Here is a 19170-nt window from a genome sequence, read left to right on the forward strand (position 1 = left end):
GGTCGCTTCACATGAAACCTGTTTGGTGTTGTTGCCAGTTTGTTATGGCGCTTATTTGCTTTCAGTGGTTGTTGTGTTCCGATCAAAATCGGGCGCTGGAAAGCCGGTGCCCAATGCCACTTATGTGCGAGAGACCAACCTTTAGCGACTATTCATGACGGGTCCGTTTATCACCTAACTCCTGGTCTTGGCGCTGGGATATCCTACAAGGCGCAGGACATCCTTTTGGGTCATGTTTCCCAAGGTGGCTTTGCGCCAATCTCCGCGATCAGAAAGTCGATGAACACTCGCACTTTCGGGGACAGTACGTTGGACTTGGGATAGATCAGCCACAAGACATTGTCTTCTGTGGCCTCAAAGTTCGGCAACACCTGTGTCAATCGGCCTGACTTCAGTTTGTCATGTACACTCCACAGAGCGTTCAAGGAAATACCGGCCCCCGCGAGTGTGGCACGGACCTGGCTTTGGCCGTCGTCGATAATCAATTGCCCTTTGGCCGATGCAGGGTCGAAGACGGCTTTCTCACCTGCTGGCCCTGTCAGCAGGCGCGGTTGGCGATTTTGAAAAGCGATCAGGTGGTGGGTTGCCAGATCCGCAGGTGTTTTGGGAATGCCGTAGGTATCGAGATAGTGCGGAGCAGCGCAAAGAATGCGGCGGTCATCGGCCAATTTTCGACCTTTCAGACTGGTGTCGACAAGCGGCGCATTCCTGAGGGCAAGGTCGTAGCTCCCTTCGATCAGATCGAACTGCACATCCGACAGGCGTAGATCAAGCGTGAGGTCGGGGTGCTGTTGAAGGAACTTTGGAAGGATCGGTGCGATGTAGAGTTGCGCAAAGGTGCTTGGCGCAGCGAAGCGCAATGTGCCCTGGATCGCTGACGTCTGCTTGCCCAGCGCCGCCAGTGCCGCCTCTTCCTGCGCGATGATCTCGCGCGCGAAAGGCAGGAAATCGGCACCCTCGACCGACAGCGACACTTTGCGCGTCGTACGGTGCAAAAGTTCGGAACCCAAGTTCTGCTCCAACTTGGCGAGCTTTGCGCTGGAGACGGCTGGGGCCATGCCCAACGCGCGCCCCGCAGCGCTGATGTTCAACATTTCAGCAGCACTTACAAACAATCGTAGCGCGTCTGTATCAAGACCCATTATACTCAAAACCCGAATTATCAATCCATAAGTAAGCAGTTTATCTGCAATTTGATCGGCATTAAATCCTTTTCCTAGACGCAACAGAGCTCAGGCAGGAGGTGCAAATGACACGTACGGCCACAGTCAACTACCATGTGCACAAACTCCATCGGCAAGCTTTTGAACTTGATGCAGGTGGGATCGCAGGTAACCTGATTTCCCCCGAGCTGGACCCGAAATCCGTTGTGCTGGCAGACAACCGCGCGACATCCACATCTGTCACATTTGCAGCTGATTCCATTGAATTCACATCGCTCTCAACGCAGGTCCGGGACTTTGCAGGCGACGCCTTGAAACAGACATATGATGCGGAACTGACAGCGATGCCTTTGGACAGGCTGGGCGCGCGGGAGGTTGTGATCTTTGATCATACTGTTCGGGTGGACGACCCTGAGGCAACGCGCAAGCCCGCACGAAACGTCCACAGTGACTACAGCAAGGATGGAGCCGAGCAACGGCTTGTTGACCTGTTGGGTGCCAAGGCTGCCGCGGAATGGGCGCAAGGTCACTACGCTTTTGTCAATGTGTGGCGCCCTGTGGAGCATCCGATCAATTCAGCACCCCTTGGCTTTGTCCTCCCGTCATCGGTTGAGTCATTCGACTGGATACTGCTGGATCTGATCTATCCCGACCGCGAAGGGCAAATCATGGGGCTGGTGGGAAACCCCAAGCATGAATGGATATATCAATCCAAGATGACGCCGGATGAGGTCGCGATTTTCAACATCTATGACAATCAAGGCCTTCCATCGATTGCGCACAGCGCGCTCGATATGGTCGAGGATCCAAACGTCACTACAATTCGCAAAAGCATCGAGAGCCGCACTTTGGTGCGTTATTAAAGGGGGCCTGAGACATGTTGGATGAAATGCAGCCTGCTGATTTTGCCCAAATCAATGTGGCCTATAACCGGGTGTTTCGACCGGGACGGCTGAGCGTTGGCCTTGTGTTGCCACTCGAAGCCTATGCAGTCGGTGCAGAGCCGACGCTTCGTAGTCATCTGGAAGCCGCGCGGAAAGCGGAGGATCTCGGGTTTGCAGCACTTTGGCTGCGCGACGTGCCCTTCAATGTTCCGAGCTTCGGGGATCCCGGGCAGGTTTTCGATCCATTTGTCTATCTGGGCGCGCTTGCCGCGGTGACGGACCGGATTGCGCTTGGAACGGCGAGCGTGATCCTACCATTGCGTCACCCCGCCCATGTGGCCAAGGCAGCGGCGTCAGCGGATATGCTCTCGGGTGGGCGATTGCTGTTGGGCGTTGCTTCCGGTGATCGGCCCGAGGAGTACCCGGCAATGAACCAGAGCTATGACGACCGTGGGACTCGTTTCCGCGACAGCATTGACTACATCCGCGCGGTCGGATCGACCTATCCCAAGTATGAAAGCGCGCGGGGCACGCTGTCTGGCGGCATTGATCTGTTGCCAAAGCCGCATGGCACCCGCCTGCCGATGCTAATCACCGGCGGAAGCCAGCAAACACCCGATTGGGTGGCGCAGAACGGAGACGGTTGGATGACCTATCCGCGCAATGCGGCTGCCCAGGGGCAGGTTATTGCGGACTACCGGAGGCGCGTGAAGGAAGCGGGCCAACCGGACAAACCAGTCATGCAATCGCTCTATGTCGATGTCGTTGCCGATCCCGCTGCACCTCCGCGCCCGATCCACCTTGGGTTTCAGTCTGGGACTGATTTTCTGCGCAGTTATCTGCGCGAGATTGAAGCGCTCGGGGTCAATCACGTCGCACTGAACCTAAGGTTCAATCAAGCCTCCGTCGACACAACCCTCGAACATCTGGCGGACGCTGTACTGCCTGACTTTTCCTAAAGGATCAGACCCGATGACCAAGACTATTCTCATTACAGGTTCAACCGACGGCATTGGCCTGCTCACGGCAAAGAAACTGGCCGCCGACGGACATAAAGTGCTCTTGCATGGACGCAGCGCATCTAAATTGGAGCGCGCCGCTGCCGAAGTCGGAGGTGATGTCGAAACCTATACCGCTGACCTGAGCGATCTGTCCGCCGTTCGAAAGCTGGCCGAAAATGTGCGTGCCAAACATGACAAACTGGATGTGTTGATCAACAACGCGGGCGTGCTGAAGGCCCCGCAAACCGTGCTTGAGAATGGGCAGGACATCCGCTTTGTCGTGAACACGCTTGCGCCTTATCTGCTGACCGAATTGCTACTGCCGATCATTCCCGCCGACGGGCGCGTCGTGAACCTGTCATCGGCCGCACAGGCCCCGGTCAACATCAATGCGCTGCAGGGCAATGTCCCACTGACGGATATGGAAGCCTATGCCCAAAGCAAGCTGGCCATCACCATCTGGACCCGGGAATGGGTCAAAACACTATCCAATGCGCCGGTGATGGTCGCTATAAATCCCGGATCACTTTTGGCCTCAAAGATGGTGAAAGAGGGCTTTGGCGTGGCCGGGAACGACATGAGCATTGGCGCTGCTATCCTGATTGATGCGGCTCTGGGTGCGCGGTTCGCCGACGCTTCAGGTACCTATTTTGACAATGACAGCGGGGATTTCGCGGATCCACATGCCGCAGCGCTCGACAAAGGTCACGCTGCCGATGTCATGAACACCATCAGAGGCTTAATCAACCAGACGAGCTGACCCGAGCGGCGCGCTAGCGCCAAACACATCCATCTTTACCTCTCCCTCTCCCTCACGCGTGCCGCGTCGAGGCCCAAGAAAGGACTGCCTGATGAAGTACGAGAATTTTCAAACTTTTGAAGTAGCCGTCGAAAACGGCATCGCCACAGTGACATTCAACTTTGGCTCCGTGAACGTGCAAGGCCAGGAAATGCTGGCAGACCTCAACAGCCTGGCCATGCGGCTGGAGCGCGACCGCGATACCAAGGTTGTAATCTTTCAATCCGCCAACCCGGAAATCTGGGTTTGCCACTACGATACCGACCTGCTCAAGGACATGTCGACCGAGGCGGTATCCCGCGAGGACGCTCAGCTTCTGGACCTGCAATCGGTTTGCGAACGGATCAGTAAGGTGCCGCAAGCTACCATCGCAAAGCTGGAAGGGTTTGCACGCGGCGGCGGGCATGAGTTGGCACTGGCGCTCGACATGCGCTTTGCTGCGCGGGGAAAGTACAAGTTCATGCAGATGGAGGTCGGTATGGGCATCTTGCCCTGCGGCGGTGGTGCCTCGCGCATGGCGCGCCAAACCGGCCTTGGCAAAGCACTTGAGATCACCTTGAGCGCGCAAGACTATGACGCGGATGATGCAGAGCGTCTGGGCACCATCAACAAGGCTTTGGAGCCGGATGAGATTGGCCCCTATGTGACGGCGCTGGCCGAACGGATCGCAAAATTCCCAGCCGAGGCGATCAATGCCTGCAAGCAGATGGTCTATGAATCCATCGACAAGCCCATTGATGAAGCGCTGAAAGCCGAAGCGTATTGGCTCTATCAGGCCACCAGCAAGACCCCGGCTGTCAAACGCTTCACCATCGCGGATGAACAAGGTTTGGAACACGACATCGAAAACCAGCGCAAATGGAGCGATCTGGTGATGCAGGTGCAGGACATCAGCTAATCCCAACGACTTGATCACGTCAGGGCGTCCGGTTTCGACGCATCTTCTGACGTGGCATCAGAAAAGGAACATCCCAATGAAAGCAATGGTTCTGAAATCCTACGGACCCGACGCGCCGTTCGAGCTTGCCGAGATGCCCGACCCGGTCGCGACATCTGGACATGTGGTCGTCAAAGTGGCTGCGACCAGCGTCAACACTGTCGACACGATGATCCGAAGCATGGGCGCAGAGCTGCCTCTGTCCCCCGGGCTGCCTGCTGTGCTAGGTATGGATTTCTCTGGCACGGTCGTTGCGATTGGCGACGGTGTGACAAGTTTTGCCATAGGCGATGAGGTGTATGGTTGCGCTGGTGGATTGATGGATTTCCCGGGCGCTTTGGCGGAGTACATTAACGCAGATGCGCGCCTGATTGCCCACAAACCCAAGACGCTGAGCATGCGAGAAACCGCGGCTCTGCCTCTCGTCGGCATCACCGCCTACGAAGGGCTGACACGTGCCGGTGTTGGCGAGGGGCAAACCGTGCTGGTTCAGGGCGGCGCTGGTGATGTTGGCCATGTCGCCGTGCAAATCGCCCGCCACCTTGGCGCAACCGTGTCCGCAACAGGTCGCGGTGCTGATCAGTTGGCCCTGATCGGAGGACTGGGTGCGCGTCCCTTGGATTTCACAACGCAAAAGGTCGAAGACTACGTGGCCGCGCACACTGGTGGCGCGGGCTTCGATGTGGTGTTTGACAGCGTCGGTGGGGCAAATATGACGAACTCATTTGAAGCAGCCAAGCTCAATGGCCATGTCGCCTCAACGGTTGCGATGGTCGAGATTGATCTAACGCCTGCGCATTTCAAAGGCCTGTCCCTACATGTCGTCTTCATGTTGATCCCAATGATGCATGATGTCGGGCGGCAAACCCATGGCGACATCCTGCGGACACTGGCGGATCTGGCGGATGCAGGCGGGCTCAAACCCATTGTTGACGAGCGGAAGTTTGGGTGGGCCGATGTCGGCGCCGCTCATGCACATCTGACGAATGGGGATGCGGTCGGGAAAGTTGTTGTAGAGCTGTAATTTGATCCAACTGAGATTGGTGCGCACTCAATGATCGTGTGCGCCAAGACGAGGGCTCTTCAGAGGAGCAGATCAGAACCGGCAAAGTGTTTTGGAAACATCGATTGCAGAATAAACAAGCAGATCCTCAAGGCCTCCTCGGATTTGAAGATATCTGAGTGCAAATGGTAATCGGTCCACAGCCCTTCCAGCAAAGCAATCAACGCGTCTGTTGCAAGTTTGGCGTCTACGTCCTCGTATTCACCATCGTTCTTTATTTGCTCCAACAGCGCCAGAACCACCGCTCGGAAACTTTTGTCTCGTGAGTCGATAAAGGGAAATACGTGTGGGTTCGAGAGCGCTTCAGCCCGAAACGAGAACCAGATCGCAACGTCCCTCGCATTAAGAACCAAGGGGTCGAAATCCGCCTTAATGATGGAAATCAGCTTTTCAGCAGCGTCCAGCTCTGAATCGTCTGCGATTGCCTTCCACTGCCCCACATAGCGCGCCGACAAATCCTCGGCCACAGCGAGAAGCAGCTTCTCTTTGGAGCCAAAGTGCAGATTCACCATTCCCCGCGACAAGCCTGACAATTCCTGAATTCTCGCCGAAGTCGTTCCGCGAATTCCGTACTTATGGATGGAGTCCGCAGCCGCCTGGATCAGCTGCTTTCGGTTCTGCAACCTACTCAGATCGCGAGCATTGGTTGGGGTATCTGGTTCGAGAGTAATCTTGTTTGTCCTTCGCTGGGGCGCTCGCTCTTTGTTTTCTCGCATCTAGTGGAGCAGAAGTTCAAGAATTGACATTGAATGAATATTTGTTCATTTTGTGATATATATTACATCCTGGTGCTACATGATCCCATCGAACTCCGGCTTTCCGTCCATACGTGATTGGGACAACGAACATTTCCTCCACCCGTGGGAGGGGATGTCATATCTGGGTCAAAATGAACGGACCTTCACCGAAAGTGGGCTTGGCGTTCATGTCGTGACAGAGGACGGAAAGCGCCTGATAGATGGGCCTGCCGGGATGTGGTGCGTTCAGCTGGGCTATGGAAACACCGAGATCGCTGATGCAATGGCCAAGCAGGCGAAAGAGATGGCGTATTTTTCGCCATTCAACAACGCAAACTCTGCTCCGGCCCAATTGGCACATGAGATCGCCAAGAGAACACCGGGAGATCTGAACCATGTGTTTTTCACGACCGGCGGCTCAACGGCTGTCGATAGCGCTCTGCGTTTTGTACAGTTTCGCAACAACCTGTTGGGCAAACCAGAAAAGAAAATCGTTATATCGCGGCAGAAGGCCTATCACGGATCGACCTACCTGGCGGCTTCGGTATCCGGGAAAGAGCGCGACAAAGGGTGGCTGGACCAAGCCTCTCACCTGACGCGCTTCCTGCCGAACGTGAACCCGTATACCCGCCGCACCGGTCAGACGATCGCAGACTTTCTGGATGAAAAAATCGCTGATCTGGAAAACATGATCCTGCAGACCGGGGCAGACAAGGTCGCGGCTTTCATCGCAGAACCGATCCTGTGTTCTGGTGGAGTCATTGTTCCTCCGCAAGGGTATCATAAGCGCTGTCTGGAAATCTGTCGGAAATACGATGTCCTGTATATATCGGACGAGGTTGTGACCGGATTCGGGCGGCTGGGATATTGGTTTGCTTCCAAAGATGTCTTTGGGATTCAACCCGACATCATCACCTGCGCCAAGGGCATGACGTCTGGATATGTACCCATGGGGGCCTGCATCATCTCTGACCGACTGATCAAAGACGTGAGCGGTGAGAACGCACAAAACGCGACATTCTCGAACGGCTTCACCTATTCAGGTCATCCGGTGAGTGCGGCAGCGGGTCTGAAGACTATCGAAATCATGGAACGCGACGGCGTTCTGGAGCATGTCCGTGCGATATCACCCTTGTTTGAAGAACGCCTTCGCACTTTGGGAGACTTACCGCTCGTTGGCGACACCCGCGGCATGGGGTTGGTTGGCTGCGTCGAATGTGTTGCCGACGCCAATGCCCACAATCTGCTAGATCTCGATAAGTCGGTGGGCGCGTTGATTGATCGGCATTGTCAGGAGAATGGGCTGATCCTGCGGCCGATCATCAACATGTGTGTGTTTTCTCCACCGCTAATCATTACGGAAGATGAATTGAACCGGATGTTCGACATCCTCGAAAAGGGTATCCGGCTGGCGACGGAAGACCTGACGCACCAGGGTGCTTTTCGAGCTTAGATTACAACAGAGTGGCATCGCAATATTACGATTTGCGATGCCTTCGTCGCCCTCAGCAGCGCTTAGCCCGCTCGCATCGCCTCGGGCGGCAATTTGATCGGGAACTTGGATCGAACCTCTTCATCCACCTTGCTGCCAAAGTAGTTTGGATAGTGATTGGACAGGATATCCTCCACTATCGACCGACTCCGCTCGAACATGTCCTGACGACCGGCTTTCTCCCAGGTATCAGTCAGTTCCCGGTCCATCAGGGTCGGATAGACATACTCGGTTTCCATGTATTGCAAGGTCTGCGCGTTGCCGAGGAAATGACCGGGGTCGATTGCGCATTCATGGATGACATCGATCGAAAGCGTGTCGTCGCTCACTTCAATCCCGCGAAGCGTTCGCGAGATCATGCCCGCAGCCTCGTTATCGATGACCATGGACTCAAAGCTACATCCCATCAGGCTGCCAACCATCCCGCCGAACTCGCAGAGCCGGTTGGCTCCGGCGTGGGCCGCCAAAGCGAATGTCAGCGCCTTTTCCAGACCGTATTGCGCATCGGGGATCTTGGAATCCGTCATGCCACATCCGACACTGGTGGGCAGGTTGTAGAAGTTACCCATCTGGATGGCCGCAGCTGAAATCAGTGCCTGCTCACCGCTGCCGCCTGTAAAGGAGCCGGTGCGCAGATCGGTGATGAAGGGCCAAGCCGCAAAGACCACTGGGGTCCCCGGGTTGATCAGGTTTGCGATGGCGACGCAGGATAGAGTTTCGGCTACAGCCTGCGCCAAGGTGCCCGCCAGCGGCGCAGGCGACGTCGCCCCGGCCTGCGGCGGGACAGCCAAGTCGCAAACCAACCCCATCTTCGCTGTATCGATCAGGATTTCCAGATTTTCCCGCCCGAACCTTAGCGGCGAAACGATGGGGCAGCCTCCAAAAATGACCGAGGGTTTTTCAAGAAACTTGCCCTCGCCACCCGATGCCAGATCGAACAGATGGATCGCGTCCTGAATATGCTCGCGCGTACGGAACGTCAGGCAAGATGGCTTCTCGCTACCCGCCAAGATGGCGTAGAGCATGCTCATATCGTGCTCGTAGTCCTGCGGCACATCCGTTGCCAGAACCGTATCACCGGTCATGTGAATGTTGTCGAGCCGGTCGACCAGGCGAGTGAAATCGTAAATATCCTTGAGCGTTGATGGCCGGTAACTGCGCGTGTCCGCATCGAATGTAGTCACCGCTGTTCCGGAGTTTGCGTAATACACCTTGTCCTTGGTGCAGTGCATGTCGTCCTTGCCCGCCCGCGATCCGCGCGCGTGCACATAGAATTCACTGGCGGCCTTGGCCAAAATGTCTTCCATCAGGGCGCGGGGAAAACACAGCCTGCCATGCGCGTTCACCGTTGCCCCTTTGGGCAACACGAGATCGAGAACCTCTCGTGTGGGGTCCCCTACCCCGGTGCGTTCCAGAATGCTGAGCGCAGCTTCGTGAATACGCGCCATATCGGCGTCCGACAGTGGTTTGTATCGCCCACCTGAAATGCCCGGCCAGATTGCCTGCGAGGCGGCATTGCTGGTCCGCACGGCGGCTCGCGCTTCACGCCCGCCCCCGCGCCGTCTTGATCTGCGCTGCGTTAACTCTGTCATGGTTTTCTCCGAATTCTGAGCGTGTCAGATCATGCTGAAATAGTTGTGATAGAAACCGGGAATGCTCCATTCCATCTCGGACAGCGGTCCCGGCACGAAGCGGTGGGAGTTTACGCCTTCCTGATTGTGACGGATGATCCGTTCGTCATCGAGCGATGTGACATGCCACAGCCATGTCAGGGCATCCTTATCATAATCGCGACCCTCTTCAGCATCGCCGCGCACGTACCAGACAATCTGAATATCAGTTTCCTGCAAGGCACGCGGGACAAACCGATACCCAACCACGTGATCTGCATAGACGAGGAAGTAGTTCAGCGTCCCAATCCCCAGATCGGTGGCTCCGCCATCATGAGTTTTTAACTCACCCAAGGGTGGTGCCAGTGGGGCGCCGTCCTTGCTGCCAGTCAAATAGCCGGGGAATAGCGGGTAGCGCCGCCAATAGACATCTGCACCCGGCGCGACCGCGTTTTCTCCGGTCACGTCCAACTCCTCCAAGGGAATTCCGGCTTCTTCCATCCGCTCATGAAGAGCCCCACTGAACTCCAGAACCTGAGCGGGGTCTTTCAGCGAATGGCTGCGTGAATAGTCCTGATGGGATGGCGCGCAGTGATAACATTCCAAATAATTCTCCAAGGCCAGTTTCCAGTTCGCAGGAACCGGATACGAGGCTTCATGGGCGACTTTCAGATTCTCAAAATCGAACGGATTTGACAGAGGGGCCAACCTCTCCAACGCAGTATCCAGCGACGGGGCGTCTTCTGCTGTGCAGACAAAAATCAGACCTTGGAAGATCTTCACCTGAACCGGAAACAACCCATATTGATCCGGATCAAAATCTGACCCCATTGACCGTCCGTTTCGTAGCTTACCATTCAGGTCAAAAGTCCACGCATGATAGGGGCATATGAAGTTGCGCGCCTTGCCCTTTTGTTCAATGCAAACCCGCGATCCCCGGTGGCGGCAAACGTTCAGATGCGCACGCACCTCGCCCTCGCGATCCCGAACGACAATGATGGACTCGGGCCCATAGTCAAACAGGAAGTAGTCACCGACTTCGGCAATCTGACTGACATGGCCGACCCAGATCCAGTTGCGGTTCCAGAACGTTCGGATATCGTTTTCGTATACTGCCTGAGACGTATAGAAATGACGCGGCAACGCGAACCCTTCCCGCTGTGCGCCCATCAAGTCGCGCATTACTTGCAAGTCATCCTTTGGCATAGCGCACCTCACTCGTTTCAAGGGAAACGACCTCCCGACGGAAAAACTCACGGTCGATATGGTCCGGATCACGTTCGAAGTTTCGGGCTGCCATGTGACCAGAATAAACGGCGTCCGCTATCAATCCGGGGCTCGCGGCATCACCAATCAGTTCCAGCTTTGTCAGCTGGTTGTCGGCCAAGCTTCGCAGCTCATCGTAGAGGGTGGTTTCGCGCGCGCGCTGCGTCACCAACACCACAGAACCGCATTCGATGGATTGTTCTCGCCCTGTATAAGCGCACCGCAATGTCACCTGACCGGGCGCAACGCTGGCCAAGGTTTGTGACAACAGCAGCCGAACGCCTTTTTCCAGTAGGCTGCGCTGTACTTTGGTCTGTTCCAGCGTCAACTCGGTAAACGGCGAAACCATTGAGGCCGGCGTTGCAAAGACGATCTCTCGCCCGGCCTGAGCCAGGTGATCCGCCAGCACTCCGCCGAGATAAGCTTGATCATCATCGTAGACCATAATTGAGCCGTCCGCCGGCATTATCCCGGACATGACGTCGTCCGGCGTGAAAACCTGAGAGCCTGCGCCTATTGAAACGCCCTGAAACGCGGATTTCCCGCGACCATCGCGCCGCCATATTGCCCCGGTTGCCAAAAAGACATTCGGAATGCCCAGTTCAACAACCTCACTTGCTGACAAGCGGCTGTCGGTAAACAGCTGAACATTTCCGCGTTGCTGCAGGTCGTAGATTCTGTGATCCGTCACGCGTTTCCAGGCGGATAGCCCGGTCAGGCCAGACTCCTGCAACACGCGGCCACCAAGCTCTTGTTTCGCTTCGGCCAGGGTGACCTCGTAGCCCCGGCGCGCCAGCTGCATGGCGCATTCAAGACCGGCTGGCCCACCGCCAACAACAAGCGCGGATTCCTCTTTTCCACGGCGCTCTATGATCTCAGGATGCCATTTTCGCCGCCACTCTTCGCCCATCGTCGGGTTTTGCGTACACCGGATAGGAACGCCCAGCGCATCGGATGAAACGCAGATGTTACAGCCGATACACTCGCGAATTTCTTCGACGCGACCCTCTTTGATTTTGTTGGGAAGAAATGGATCGGCAATCGATGGACGTGCTGCGCCGATAAAATCAAGAATGCCCCTCCTGACCAGCGATACCATCAAATCCGGGGAAGAAAGTCGCCCGACACCTACAACGGGCTTGGAGGTCACCTGTTTGACGAATTCGATGTATGAGGTTTGAAAGCCGTCTCGAGGCTCAAAGCGAGTTGTCGCAGAGTCGTTGCTCCAATCCGCAACGTTTACGTCCCACAAATCCGGCAACTCTGCCAGCAACTCGACAACAGCACGACCTTCTTCCCGCGCTTGCATCCCATCGGACCCGAGCATTTCATCAACCGCGAAACGGATGGCGATGGCGCAATCGTCCCCAACCTCTTCTTTGGTCTCTTCCAGAAGTTCTCGTGTTAGCCGCACCCGGTTCTCTAACGAGCCGCCGTATTCATCGGTCCGGTCATTGAACTGCGGCAACAAAAAGTGGTGCGGCAGGGTCATGTGATGCCCGGCATACACATACACAACGTCAAAGCCTGCCTCGCGCGAGCGCCGTGCTGCCGCGCGGTGCCATTTGCGAAACTCGCGAATGTCAGACTTGTCCATCGCCCGTGCCTGCTTTGGGTAGGCGGTTTGTAAGGAGAGTTCTGAAGGCGCCAGTAAGGGCGCCCGGCTCAGGTGGTTTTGCGCATGGTGGCCGTTATGCGCCAACTCAATGGCCGCCAGTGAACCCTTGTCATGCACCGCTTCGGTCATAAGGCGAAGCGCCGGAATATCCCGCTCGTCCCAAAGCCGGTTTTCGGCATAAGGGGACAGATCAGACGTGGGGTGAATTTCCGTCTCCTGATTGGACACAACAGCCCAACCACCTTCGGCCTTCATCGCCCGCATGGCGGCTTCGGCCTGCGGTCTTAAATGCCCCATGCCATTGCAGTGGGGCACTTGGTAGAAACGGTTTCGGGCTGTCACCGGCCCGATCTGAACCGGTTCGAAGAGAACAGAGTATCCGTCAGCGCCTGACATCGCCGCGCTTCCTCCAGAAAAATTGGAAATATTTCTGCCGGAATGGAAGGGCCGCTTGCCCTGCCATTCCCTGCTGTGTCGTTAAGGTGTTTTTAGAAGCCTGCTTTGATGCGTTCGAACTCCTTCAACATCTTGGCTTCAAGCTCGGGGTTTACCGCGTCGAAGAACAGGCTGCCGTCAAAGAAGCTGTCAACGTCCGAGAACCCATAGGTTTCGATCAGCGCTGGATCCGCCTGCGCAAACGCGTCCTCGTTGGAATGGGCATACCCCCAGCTTTCGATGATGTATTTGCCGCTTGCAGCAGAGCTGAGCGCGTTCAGCATGTCATAGACCTGCTCGTCGGATTGTTTGGAGGACTTCAAATGCACATAGCCACACACCCACGTGGCAATGCCCTTATCCACATCGCGCATCATGACCGCGGGCGTCTCATTCCAGATCAGGTTCAGCTCTGATTGGTTCCAACCCCAACCCAGCGTAACCTCTCCGCTGGCGATTGCCTGATCCAACTGACCCGCATCAGACCAATAAAAGCGAATATTGGGGTGTATGGCACGCAGGTAATCCGCCGCTTTCTGGAATTCCTCGTCGCTCATATCGGTATAGCTGGAGGCACCGGTTGCCAGCGCGGCCATGGCAAAGGCGCTGGAGGCGGCGTCCGGAATGGCAACTTTGCCCTGATAGGCAGGGTCCATCAGCAATTGCAGCGATACATCATCCGCCGAAATCATATCGGTGCGATAGATCAGACCCGTGTTGCCCCACTCGAACGGCACCATGTAGGTCTGCCCGTCAATCGTGATGCCGTCGACCTCTTTGATCTTGGGCATCAGCTTGTCCCAGTTTGCCAGCTTGCTGGTGTCGATCGGTTTGAGCATATCTGCCGCAACCCACTTTCTCAGCGCGTCTGTGCAGGGATGGGCCAGATCAGCCTCAAACCCGGATTGAAGCTTGGTAAACGCCTCTTCCACGCTGCCGAAATAGGTATAGCTGGGTGCGCCGCCGTATTTTTCGACATAATCGCCGTAGAAGCCCTGATCCTCATATCCGGACCAGTCAAAGACGGTCAGATCGGCTGCATTGGCCAGCGCTTGGTTGGCGGTAAAGGTGGCAATGACTGCTGCCGTAAGTGATGCTGTTTTATTCATGTGTCTCCTCCCAAAGATTCTCGTTTGCCTAAGTCGATTACCGAGGCGCTTTGAACGCCAAGCCAGACGGTATCGCCTCGGGTGTGATCGACTGTGTGAAAGTAGTTTGGTACTGCGACGGCGATGCTTTCGGGCATTCCGTCAATACGCACGTAATAGTGGACGCTCTCACCATAGAAGGCGACGTCCGACACCTCGCCCTGTACATAAGCGTCATACCCATCCGGCTGTTTCGCGCTGATCTCCAATTGCTCGGGCCGAACGCCGACCAGCAGTTCCTTGTCATGCACCTGAACATTGGGGTTCACCCCGATCGTCATCCGGCCAAAACCCTGAACATCTACTTCCAACGCTTCCGAATTCTCAGCCGTCACCTCAGCATTCAGAAAGTTCATTCCGCCGATGAAAGACGCCACTTCGCGATTACATGGCTGAGAATACAGGACCTCCGGCTTGTCGACCTGCTTGAGCTGTCCGGCGAACATGACACCGATCCGATCAGACATGGTCATCGCCTCGTACTGGTCATGCGTGACCATCACGAAGGTAATTCCAAGCTTTTGCTGAAGGCGGCGCATTTCCAGCTGCATGGCTTCGCGCAGGTTCTTGTCCAACGCGGAAAGGGGCTCATCCAACAGCAGCACCTTCGGCCGCATAACCAGCGCACGAGCGAGCGCCACACGCTGGCGCTGGCCGCCAGACAGCTCATTAGCCTTGCGGTCCTGCAAGCCGCCAAGCTCGACCATCTCAAGCGCTTCGGCGACGCGCTCGTTGATTTCCTTGCGCGAGAGCTTTGTCTTGCGCAAGCCGAACCCGACATTGTCGCCAACATTCAGGTGCGGAAAGATTGCATAACTTTGAAACACCATATTGGTGGGACGTTTGTTAGCAGGCACCTCTCCCATCGTCCGACCATCGATCCGAATCTCGCCCTCTTCGTGATCCTGAAAACCTGCAATGATACGCAAAGCCGTTGTCTTTCCGCAGCCCGAAGGACCAAGCAGCGAAAAGAACTCACCCTCTTTCAACGTGAGGTTCAGATCGGACACAGCCACAAAGGAGCCAAAGCGTTTTTCGACGCCCTGAATTTCGATGATGTTCTGTTCGCTCATCATATTCGTTTCCTTTGGCTTCAATCCGAGGATTGTGTGGAACGGCGGCGGAAATACTCAGCAATCAACAACAGCAGGACTGAGGACATCAAAAGCAGCGACCCCAGTGCCAGTGTGTTGGGCAGTTTTGCCGGGAAGCGGATCTGGCTCCAGATATAAACCGGCAATGTCGGGCTGTTGCCGGACAGGAAAAAGGCCAGCACGAACTCGTCAAAAGACACGGTGAATGTCACCAGCAGGCTGGCAATGATGCCGGGTGCAACAATTGGCAGGGTCACGCGCCGAAATGTTCCCACAACGCTTTCGCCAAGGTCGAAGGCAGCTTCTTCCAGAGACTGGTCAAAATCGTCAAAAGCGGATTTCATGATCGAAACTGCAAAGGGCAGCGCCACAAAAACATGGCCAAGGATCACGGTTGTCAGCGATGGTTTCAACCCGATACTTATGAAGAGAACCAACATCGAACTTGCAACAATGATGCCGGGGATGACCAGCGGGAGCATGACCAGCCCTTCGGACACTTCCCGTCCCGCGAAACGGTATCGAACATAGGCCCGCGCGGCGAACAGCCCCAAAGACGTTGCCATCAGAGCGGTCACACACCCGACGATCAGCGAATTCACCATCGCCTGTAGCAGCGTGTCCTGCTGACCCAACTGCGCGTACCACTTCAGCGTGAACCCTTTGAGCGGGAAGGCCACGATGGTTCCGTCGTTAAACGAAAACAGCGGCAAAAGCAGAACCGGCAGATAGAGAAACACCAGGTAAGCGACTGCATAGACAAGCAGCCAAGGGATACGAAATGCCTTGCTCATCGGATCCTCCGCCCCAGTGCGGTGACGACCACCACGAACAGGATTGCGACGCAGCCGACCGAAAGCATGGCAAGCAGAGATAGCGTTGCACCCAACGGCCAGTTATTGGCGGCACCGAATTGCACCTGAATCAAATTGGCCACCATTTTGCCCTGCGATCCGCCGACCAGAGCCGGGGTGACGTAATCCCCCACCGTAGGGATGAAAATAATCAGACAAGCCGCGATGATCCCCGGCACTGTCAGGGGCAAAGTCACGCGGACAAACCTTTCGAGTTTGCTGCAGCCAAGGTCGGTTGCGGCTTCCAAAAGGCTACGGTCGATCTTTTGCAGCGACACATAAATCGGCAGGATCGCAAATGGCGCCCAGGCGTGGGCGAGCGTCAAGACAACGGCGAATTCGTTATAGAGTAGAAATGTCAGCGGTTCCTGTATCAGCCCCAGAGAAATCAAAGCCGAGTTCATCACACCGTTAAAGCCGAGGATCAGCTTCCAACTGAACACCCGCAGCAGATAGCTGCTCCAAAACGGAATGGTGATCAGCAATAGCCAAAGCGTCTTCTTTTGCGTCCGAAACGCGATGAAATAAGCAATCGGATAGGCCAGACAGACGGTCGCCAGCGTCACCGCACCCGCAATCGCAACCGACCGGATCATCAGGTGCCGAACCAAGGGGTCAGAGAACGCCTCTTGGTAATTCGCCCAGGTCAGTGTCCGGTCAATCTCGACATAGGTCTGGGTCCAAAAGCTGTAGGCGACAAGAATACAAAGAGGCACGGCCACAAGCAGGCCGACATAGAGCGTCGCAGGTGCGCTCAGTGCCAGGCCCTTGCCCGTTTCACTTCTTATGACTCCGGCCATACTTCCCTGCTGAACTTTGTTTTCGGTGGCACAACGACATTCATCACAAAATGGACAATCGTCCATTTAAATCTGGAATTTTCGGACTGGCTGTGTCAACTGATATTTTCACAAGCGGAGCTGGCCAATTTCGCATGAACCGCTAGAAGGCACCGCAAGAGACTGAAAACAAACAGAACCGCCTGACCAAATGACTGGAAGACGCCAAGAAATTCGTGAACGGAACCGCCTATCTCTGATCGAGGCAGTACTCGACTCGGTTGCCGAGAAGGGAATTTCCGAGACCTCAGTCAGTGAAATCATTCAACGTGCCGAGTTATCCCGCGGCATGATTCACCTTCATTTCGGCGGCAAAGACAACCTCGTGGATGCAGCTGCCCGTCACTCGTCCGAACAATACTACAGTGGCATCAACTCTTTGCTGGAAACAACCGGACAAACTGGCCAGGAACATATCGAGATGATTGTTCGGGGTGATTTGAGCGAAACCATCCTCAACAAGAAGAATGTCTCCATTTGGTATGCATTTCGAGGTGAGGCCCGAAACAGAGCCGCAATCGCTGCCTTCTCAGATACGCGCGATGCAAAGCTTCGAAATCTGGTTTTCAACGCTTTCGCTCGCATTGCGAAAGAAGCTGAACTCGAAGACCCCAATCAGGTCGCACGCGACGCAACTCATGGCACACTCGCAATGCTGGAAGGTATGTGGACCGACTACCTGCTCCATCCGGATTCATTTGATCGTAACGAGGCAATGAGAATTGTGTTCCGATTTTTACGAGCGATGTTCCCCAAGCACTTTGACCTGACCGGCGCCTTGATGTTCGAATGAAATCTGCGGCTAGAGGTCATTTGGTGACAATAATGGCCGTGTCGCCTGACGCACCACAGTTCCACAAACTGTGGCGCTCCATCTGACATTACCTATCCGCACATGAAAAACCTTTTTTTATCAACACACTCTTATCACATTGGCGCGGTAGACTGATCAAAAATTTCAGAATGAATTACTTTCATTTAGTGAAGCGATCGAAGGCCTCGCCGCTCCTCCTTGAACAGCAAATCGTCACTCGGTTGCTCTAGGTTTTGCTAGAGTCCGAACCAACAATCTGAATAGAAGCGGCGTATCAATGATCCGGCGAGCCGCCGTTCGCCGTAGCGTTCTTAAAAGTTGGTAGTGCGGACGTTCCGGCTATTCGCTGCGCGTGCACCAACGGCGGCTTTTGGAAATTAGGGCCGCACGCGCAAGGCGGTGCGATCTAGCCAGGATCTTGACCAATCAATAGATCGACTCCCGTATTGAGCGAGGGCAATTCCACTAGGCCTCAGCCGACATCTGGCAAAATTGAGATTGGAGCACTGCCAGTTAAACTGAAATTCGGGGATCATTTGGGTTCTTGGCAAACAATGCCGTTGCATAAAGGATCTTGAAAATTCTGAAAACTTGGAAACCAAACTTCTTGAATATGCCCTGTTCAGCTGAAGAAAATGAGCGCACCAGAACTTGTGATCTAATGTGCCCGAGGCTTGCTAGGCGCGAAATTATTTCATCGGCCTGGCTTCGCTGTTCATCCTTACCATAGTTTCTCAACGCCAGTGCGGAATGAAGGGCATCAGCAAAAAAGGACTCTAGCAGTAGATCCTGCGCTAGAGCAGCAGTTTTCTTGAATTCACCTGCCGCTGCGGCAATAATAGCCAGGTTGCGAAGAACCATTGTGTCATTGCCGTGATCGGCTTCCCAGACCAAACTATAACGACGTCGAAGCTCCGCTTTTGTTAAGTTTTGTGAAAGTGATGCTGCAAGATACTGAGCCATCGCATCTCGGTCACCCATTGCGATCTTCGCTTCTAATTCGTCCCAGTTCATTAAGTATCCTAGCAGTCACCGCTACACTGTTCTTCACAGTCATCGGCCTTGTGCATCGCGTCAATACCGAGTCAAATTTCAATCGTGAGTCCCTGCGCAGAACAGAAGCAGTCTGCGTGCCCGATGCTCTCGGCGAGCTCGGTGATTGTTATCTGAACCATCCCGAGATGCAGTTTCACAATCTGCTGGCGCATTTTGTTGGCATCCATGGCTCGTGGCCTCCGTCCGGGACTGGCTTTTACGCCGGTGTTGAAACGAACGTTCCAACACCCCCGATCCTAGGGGCATCTCCGTCGGGCAATCAAGAGCCAATCCGACTCCAAACACCCCGTAAATGCTTGATTTCCGATGTTAGTTTTGATTATTAACTTACGTTAGGAGCGCTCTACGTGAATGTTCAAT

General features: G+C 55.1%; 18 protein-coding genes. 7 read left to right on the plus strand and 11 right to left on the minus strand.

What is annotated here, in order from left to right; all coding sequences use genetic code 11:
- Positions 1 to 230 precede the first annotated feature (230 nt).
- Complete coding sequence (locus ACR0NF_RS18295; protein ID WP_480468906.1) at positions 231 to 1142, minus strand: LysR family transcriptional regulator; 912 nt, start codon at positions 1140 to 1142, stop codon at positions 231 to 233.
- A 107-nt stretch (positions 1143 to 1249) separates the two neighbouring features.
- Between ACR0NF_RS18295 and ACR0NF_RS18300 the strand changes: the two genes are divergently transcribed.
- From ACR0NF_RS18300 to ACR0NF_RS18320, 5 genes are all read left to right on the plus strand, one after another.
- Positions 1250 to 2026, plus strand: coding sequence for a CmcJ/NvfI family oxidoreductase (locus ACR0NF_RS18300; RefSeq protein WP_480778742.1), 777 nt, complete (start codon positions 1250 to 1252; stop codon positions 2024 to 2026).
- Between the two features lie 14 nt (positions 2027 to 2040).
- Complete coding sequence (locus ACR0NF_RS18305) at positions 2041 to 3006, plus strand: LLM class oxidoreductase (RefSeq protein WP_480468904.1); 966 nt, start codon at positions 2041 to 2043, stop codon at positions 3004 to 3006.
- A gap of 13 nt (positions 3007 to 3019) precedes the next feature.
- The gene (locus tag ACR0NF_RS18310) at positions 3020 to 3808 is read left to right on the plus strand and encodes an SDR family NAD(P)-dependent oxidoreductase (RefSeq protein WP_480778743.1); all 789 of its coding nucleotides are present in this window, start codon (positions 3020 to 3022) and stop codon (positions 3806 to 3808) included.
- 91 nt (positions 3809 to 3899) lie between these two features.
- Positions 3900 to 4745: an enoyl-CoA hydratase/isomerase family protein gene (locus ACR0NF_RS18315; protein ID WP_480468902.1), complete on the plus strand. Its 846-nt coding sequence runs from the start codon at positions 3900 to 3902 to the stop codon at positions 4743 to 4745.
- Between the two features lie 76 nt (positions 4746 to 4821).
- Entirely contained in the window at positions 4822 to 5808 is a 987-nt protein-coding gene (locus ACR0NF_RS18320) for a zinc-dependent alcohol dehydrogenase family protein (protein WP_480666468.1), read from the plus strand.
- Between the two features lie 59 nt (positions 5809 to 5867).
- On the opposite strand, the gene ACR0NF_RS18325 is transcribed toward ACR0NF_RS18320, so the two are convergent.
- Positions 5868 to 6563 (minus strand): TetR/AcrR family transcriptional regulator, encoded by a 696-nt coding sequence (locus ACR0NF_RS18325; RefSeq protein ID WP_480468900.1) that lies wholly within the window; start codon positions 6561 to 6563, stop codon positions 5868 to 5870.
- A gap of 79 nt (positions 6564 to 6642) precedes the next feature.
- Between ACR0NF_RS18325 and ACR0NF_RS18330 the strand changes: the two genes are divergently transcribed.
- A complete protein-coding gene (locus ACR0NF_RS18330; protein WP_480468899.1) occupies positions 6643 to 8037 on the plus strand; it encodes an aminotransferase in 1395 nt (464 codons plus the stop codon).
- Positions 8038 to 8099: 62 nt separating this feature from the next.
- On the opposite strand, the gene ACR0NF_RS18335 is transcribed toward ACR0NF_RS18330, so the two are convergent.
- The 7 genes from ACR0NF_RS18335 to ACR0NF_RS18365 form a co-directional block, all read right to left on the minus strand.
- Positions 8100 to 9668, minus strand: a complete 1569-nt coding sequence (locus ACR0NF_RS18335) for a trimethylamine methyltransferase family protein (RefSeq protein ID WP_480468898.1) — start codon at positions 9666 to 9668, stop codon at positions 8100 to 8102.
- A 24-nt stretch (positions 9669 to 9692) separates the two neighbouring features.
- Entirely contained in the window at positions 9693 to 10892 is a 1200-nt protein-coding gene (locus tag ACR0NF_RS18340; RefSeq protein WP_480468897.1) for an aromatic ring-hydroxylating oxygenase subunit alpha, read from the minus strand.
- Positions 10879 to 12966 (minus strand): FAD-dependent oxidoreductase, encoded by a 2088-nt coding sequence (locus ACR0NF_RS18345; protein ID WP_480468896.1) that lies wholly within the window; start codon positions 12964 to 12966, stop codon positions 10879 to 10881. Before ACR0NF_RS18345 ends, ACR0NF_RS18340 begins: the two co-directional genes overlap by 14 nt.
- 92 nt (positions 12967 to 13058) lie before the next feature.
- Positions 13059 to 14114, minus strand: coding sequence for an ABC transporter substrate-binding protein (locus tag ACR0NF_RS18350; protein WP_480468895.1), 1056 nt, complete (start codon positions 14112 to 14114; stop codon positions 13059 to 13061).
- Positions 14111 to 15226, minus strand: coding sequence for an ABC transporter ATP-binding protein (locus ACR0NF_RS18355; protein WP_480468894.1), 1116 nt, complete (start codon positions 15224 to 15226; stop codon positions 14111 to 14113). Before ACR0NF_RS18355 ends, ACR0NF_RS18350 begins: the two co-directional genes overlap by 4 nt.
- Positions 15227 to 15246: 20 nt before the next feature.
- Positions 15247 to 16041 carry an ABC transporter permease gene (locus ACR0NF_RS18360; protein WP_480468893.1) on the minus strand — a complete coding sequence of 265 codons (795 nt, stop codon included), beginning with the start codon at positions 16039 to 16041 and terminating at the stop codon, positions 15247 to 15249.
- Positions 16038 to 16901, minus strand: a complete 864-nt coding sequence (locus tag ACR0NF_RS18365) for an ABC transporter permease (RefSeq protein WP_480778744.1) — start codon at positions 16899 to 16901, stop codon at positions 16038 to 16040. The genes ACR0NF_RS18360 and ACR0NF_RS18365 overlap by 4 nt, the downstream gene beginning before the upstream one ends.
- A gap of 190 nt (positions 16902 to 17091) precedes the next feature.
- Here ACR0NF_RS18365 and ACR0NF_RS18370 point away from each other — a divergent pair, with 190 nt between their 5' ends.
- Entirely contained in the window at positions 17092 to 17733 is a 642-nt protein-coding gene (locus ACR0NF_RS18370) for a TetR family transcriptional regulator C-terminal domain-containing protein (protein WP_480468891.1), read from the plus strand.
- Between the two features lie 534 nt (positions 17734 to 18267).
- Here the strand turns inward: ACR0NF_RS18370 and ACR0NF_RS18375 are convergent.
- Together ACR0NF_RS18375 and ACR0NF_RS18380 are read right to left on the minus strand one after the other, a co-directional pair.
- On the minus strand, positions 18268 to 18768 hold the full coding sequence (locus ACR0NF_RS18375) for a hypothetical protein (protein WP_480468890.1): 501 nt from the start codon (positions 18766 to 18768) through the stop codon (positions 18268 to 18270).
- A gap of 71 nt (positions 18769 to 18839) precedes the next feature.
- Positions 18840 to 18977: a hypothetical protein gene (locus tag ACR0NF_RS18380; protein ID WP_480468889.1), complete on the minus strand. Its 138-nt coding sequence runs from the start codon at positions 18975 to 18977 to the stop codon at positions 18840 to 18842.
- Between the last annotated feature and the right edge of the window lie 193 nt (positions 18978 to 19170).

It is taken from the genome of Ruegeria sp. CF4 (genome assembly GCF_056537345.1).

Coding starts and splice junctions, on each gene's coding strand:
- ACR0NF_RS18340 (WP_480468897.1), bottom strand. CDS start 10,892: ATGCCAAAGGATGACTTGCAAGTAATGCGCGACTTGATGGGCGCACAG.
- ACR0NF_RS18370 (WP_480468891.1), top strand. CDS start 17,092: ATGACTGGAAGACGCCAAGAAATTCGTGAACGGAACCGCCTATCTCTG.
- ACR0NF_RS18365 (WP_480778744.1), bottom strand. CDS start 16,901: ATGGCCGGAGTCATAAGAAGTGAAACGGGCAAGGGCCTGGCACTGAGC.
- ACR0NF_RS18355 (WP_480468894.1), bottom strand. CDS start 15,226: ATGAGCGAACAGAACATCATCGAAATTCAGGGCGTCGAAAAACGCTTT.
- ACR0NF_RS18360 (WP_480468893.1), bottom strand. CDS start 16,041: ATGAGCAAGGCATTTCGTATCCCTTGGCTGCTTGTCTATGCAGTCGCT.
- ACR0NF_RS18310 (WP_480778743.1), top strand. CDS start 3,020: ATGACCAAGACTATTCTCATTACAGGTTCAACCGACGGCATTGGCCTG.
- ACR0NF_RS18330 (WP_480468899.1), top strand. CDS start 6,643: ATGATCCCATCGAACTCCGGCTTTCCGTCCATACGTGATTGGGACAAC.
- ACR0NF_RS18315 (WP_480468902.1), top strand. CDS start 3,900: ATGAAGTACGAGAATTTTCAAACTTTTGAAGTAGCCGTCGAAAACGGC.
- ACR0NF_RS18345 (WP_480468896.1), bottom strand. CDS start 12,966: ATGTCAGGCGCTGACGGATACTCTGTTCTCTTCGAACCGGTTCAGATC.
- ACR0NF_RS18295 (WP_480468906.1), bottom strand. CDS start 1,142: ATGGGTCTTGATACAGACGCGCTACGATTGTTTGTAAGTGCTGCTGAA.
- ACR0NF_RS18325 (WP_480468900.1), bottom strand. CDS start 6,563: ATGCGAGAAAACAAAGAGCGAGCGCCCCAGCGAAGGACAAACAAGATT.
- ACR0NF_RS18335 (WP_480468898.1), bottom strand. CDS start 9,668: ATGACAGAGTTAACGCAGCGCAGATCAAGACGGCGCGGGGGCGGGCGT.
- ACR0NF_RS18350 (WP_480468895.1), bottom strand. CDS start 14,114: ATGAATAAAACAGCATCACTTACGGCAGCAGTCATTGCCACCTTTACC.
- ACR0NF_RS18320 (WP_480666468.1), top strand. CDS start 4,822: ATGAAAGCAATGGTTCTGAAATCCTACGGACCCGACGCGCCGTTCGAG.
- ACR0NF_RS18375 (WP_480468890.1), bottom strand. CDS start 18,768: ATGAACTGGGACGAATTAGAAGCGAAGATCGCAATGGGTGACCGAGAT.
- ACR0NF_RS18300 (WP_480778742.1), top strand. CDS start 1,250: ATGACACGTACGGCCACAGTCAACTACCATGTGCACAAACTCCATCGG.
- ACR0NF_RS18380 (WP_480468889.1), bottom strand. CDS start 18,977: ATGGATGCCAACAAAATGCGCCAGCAGATTGTGAAACTGCATCTCGGG.
- ACR0NF_RS18305 (WP_480468904.1), top strand. CDS start 2,041: ATGTTGGATGAAATGCAGCCTGCTGATTTTGCCCAAATCAATGTGGCC.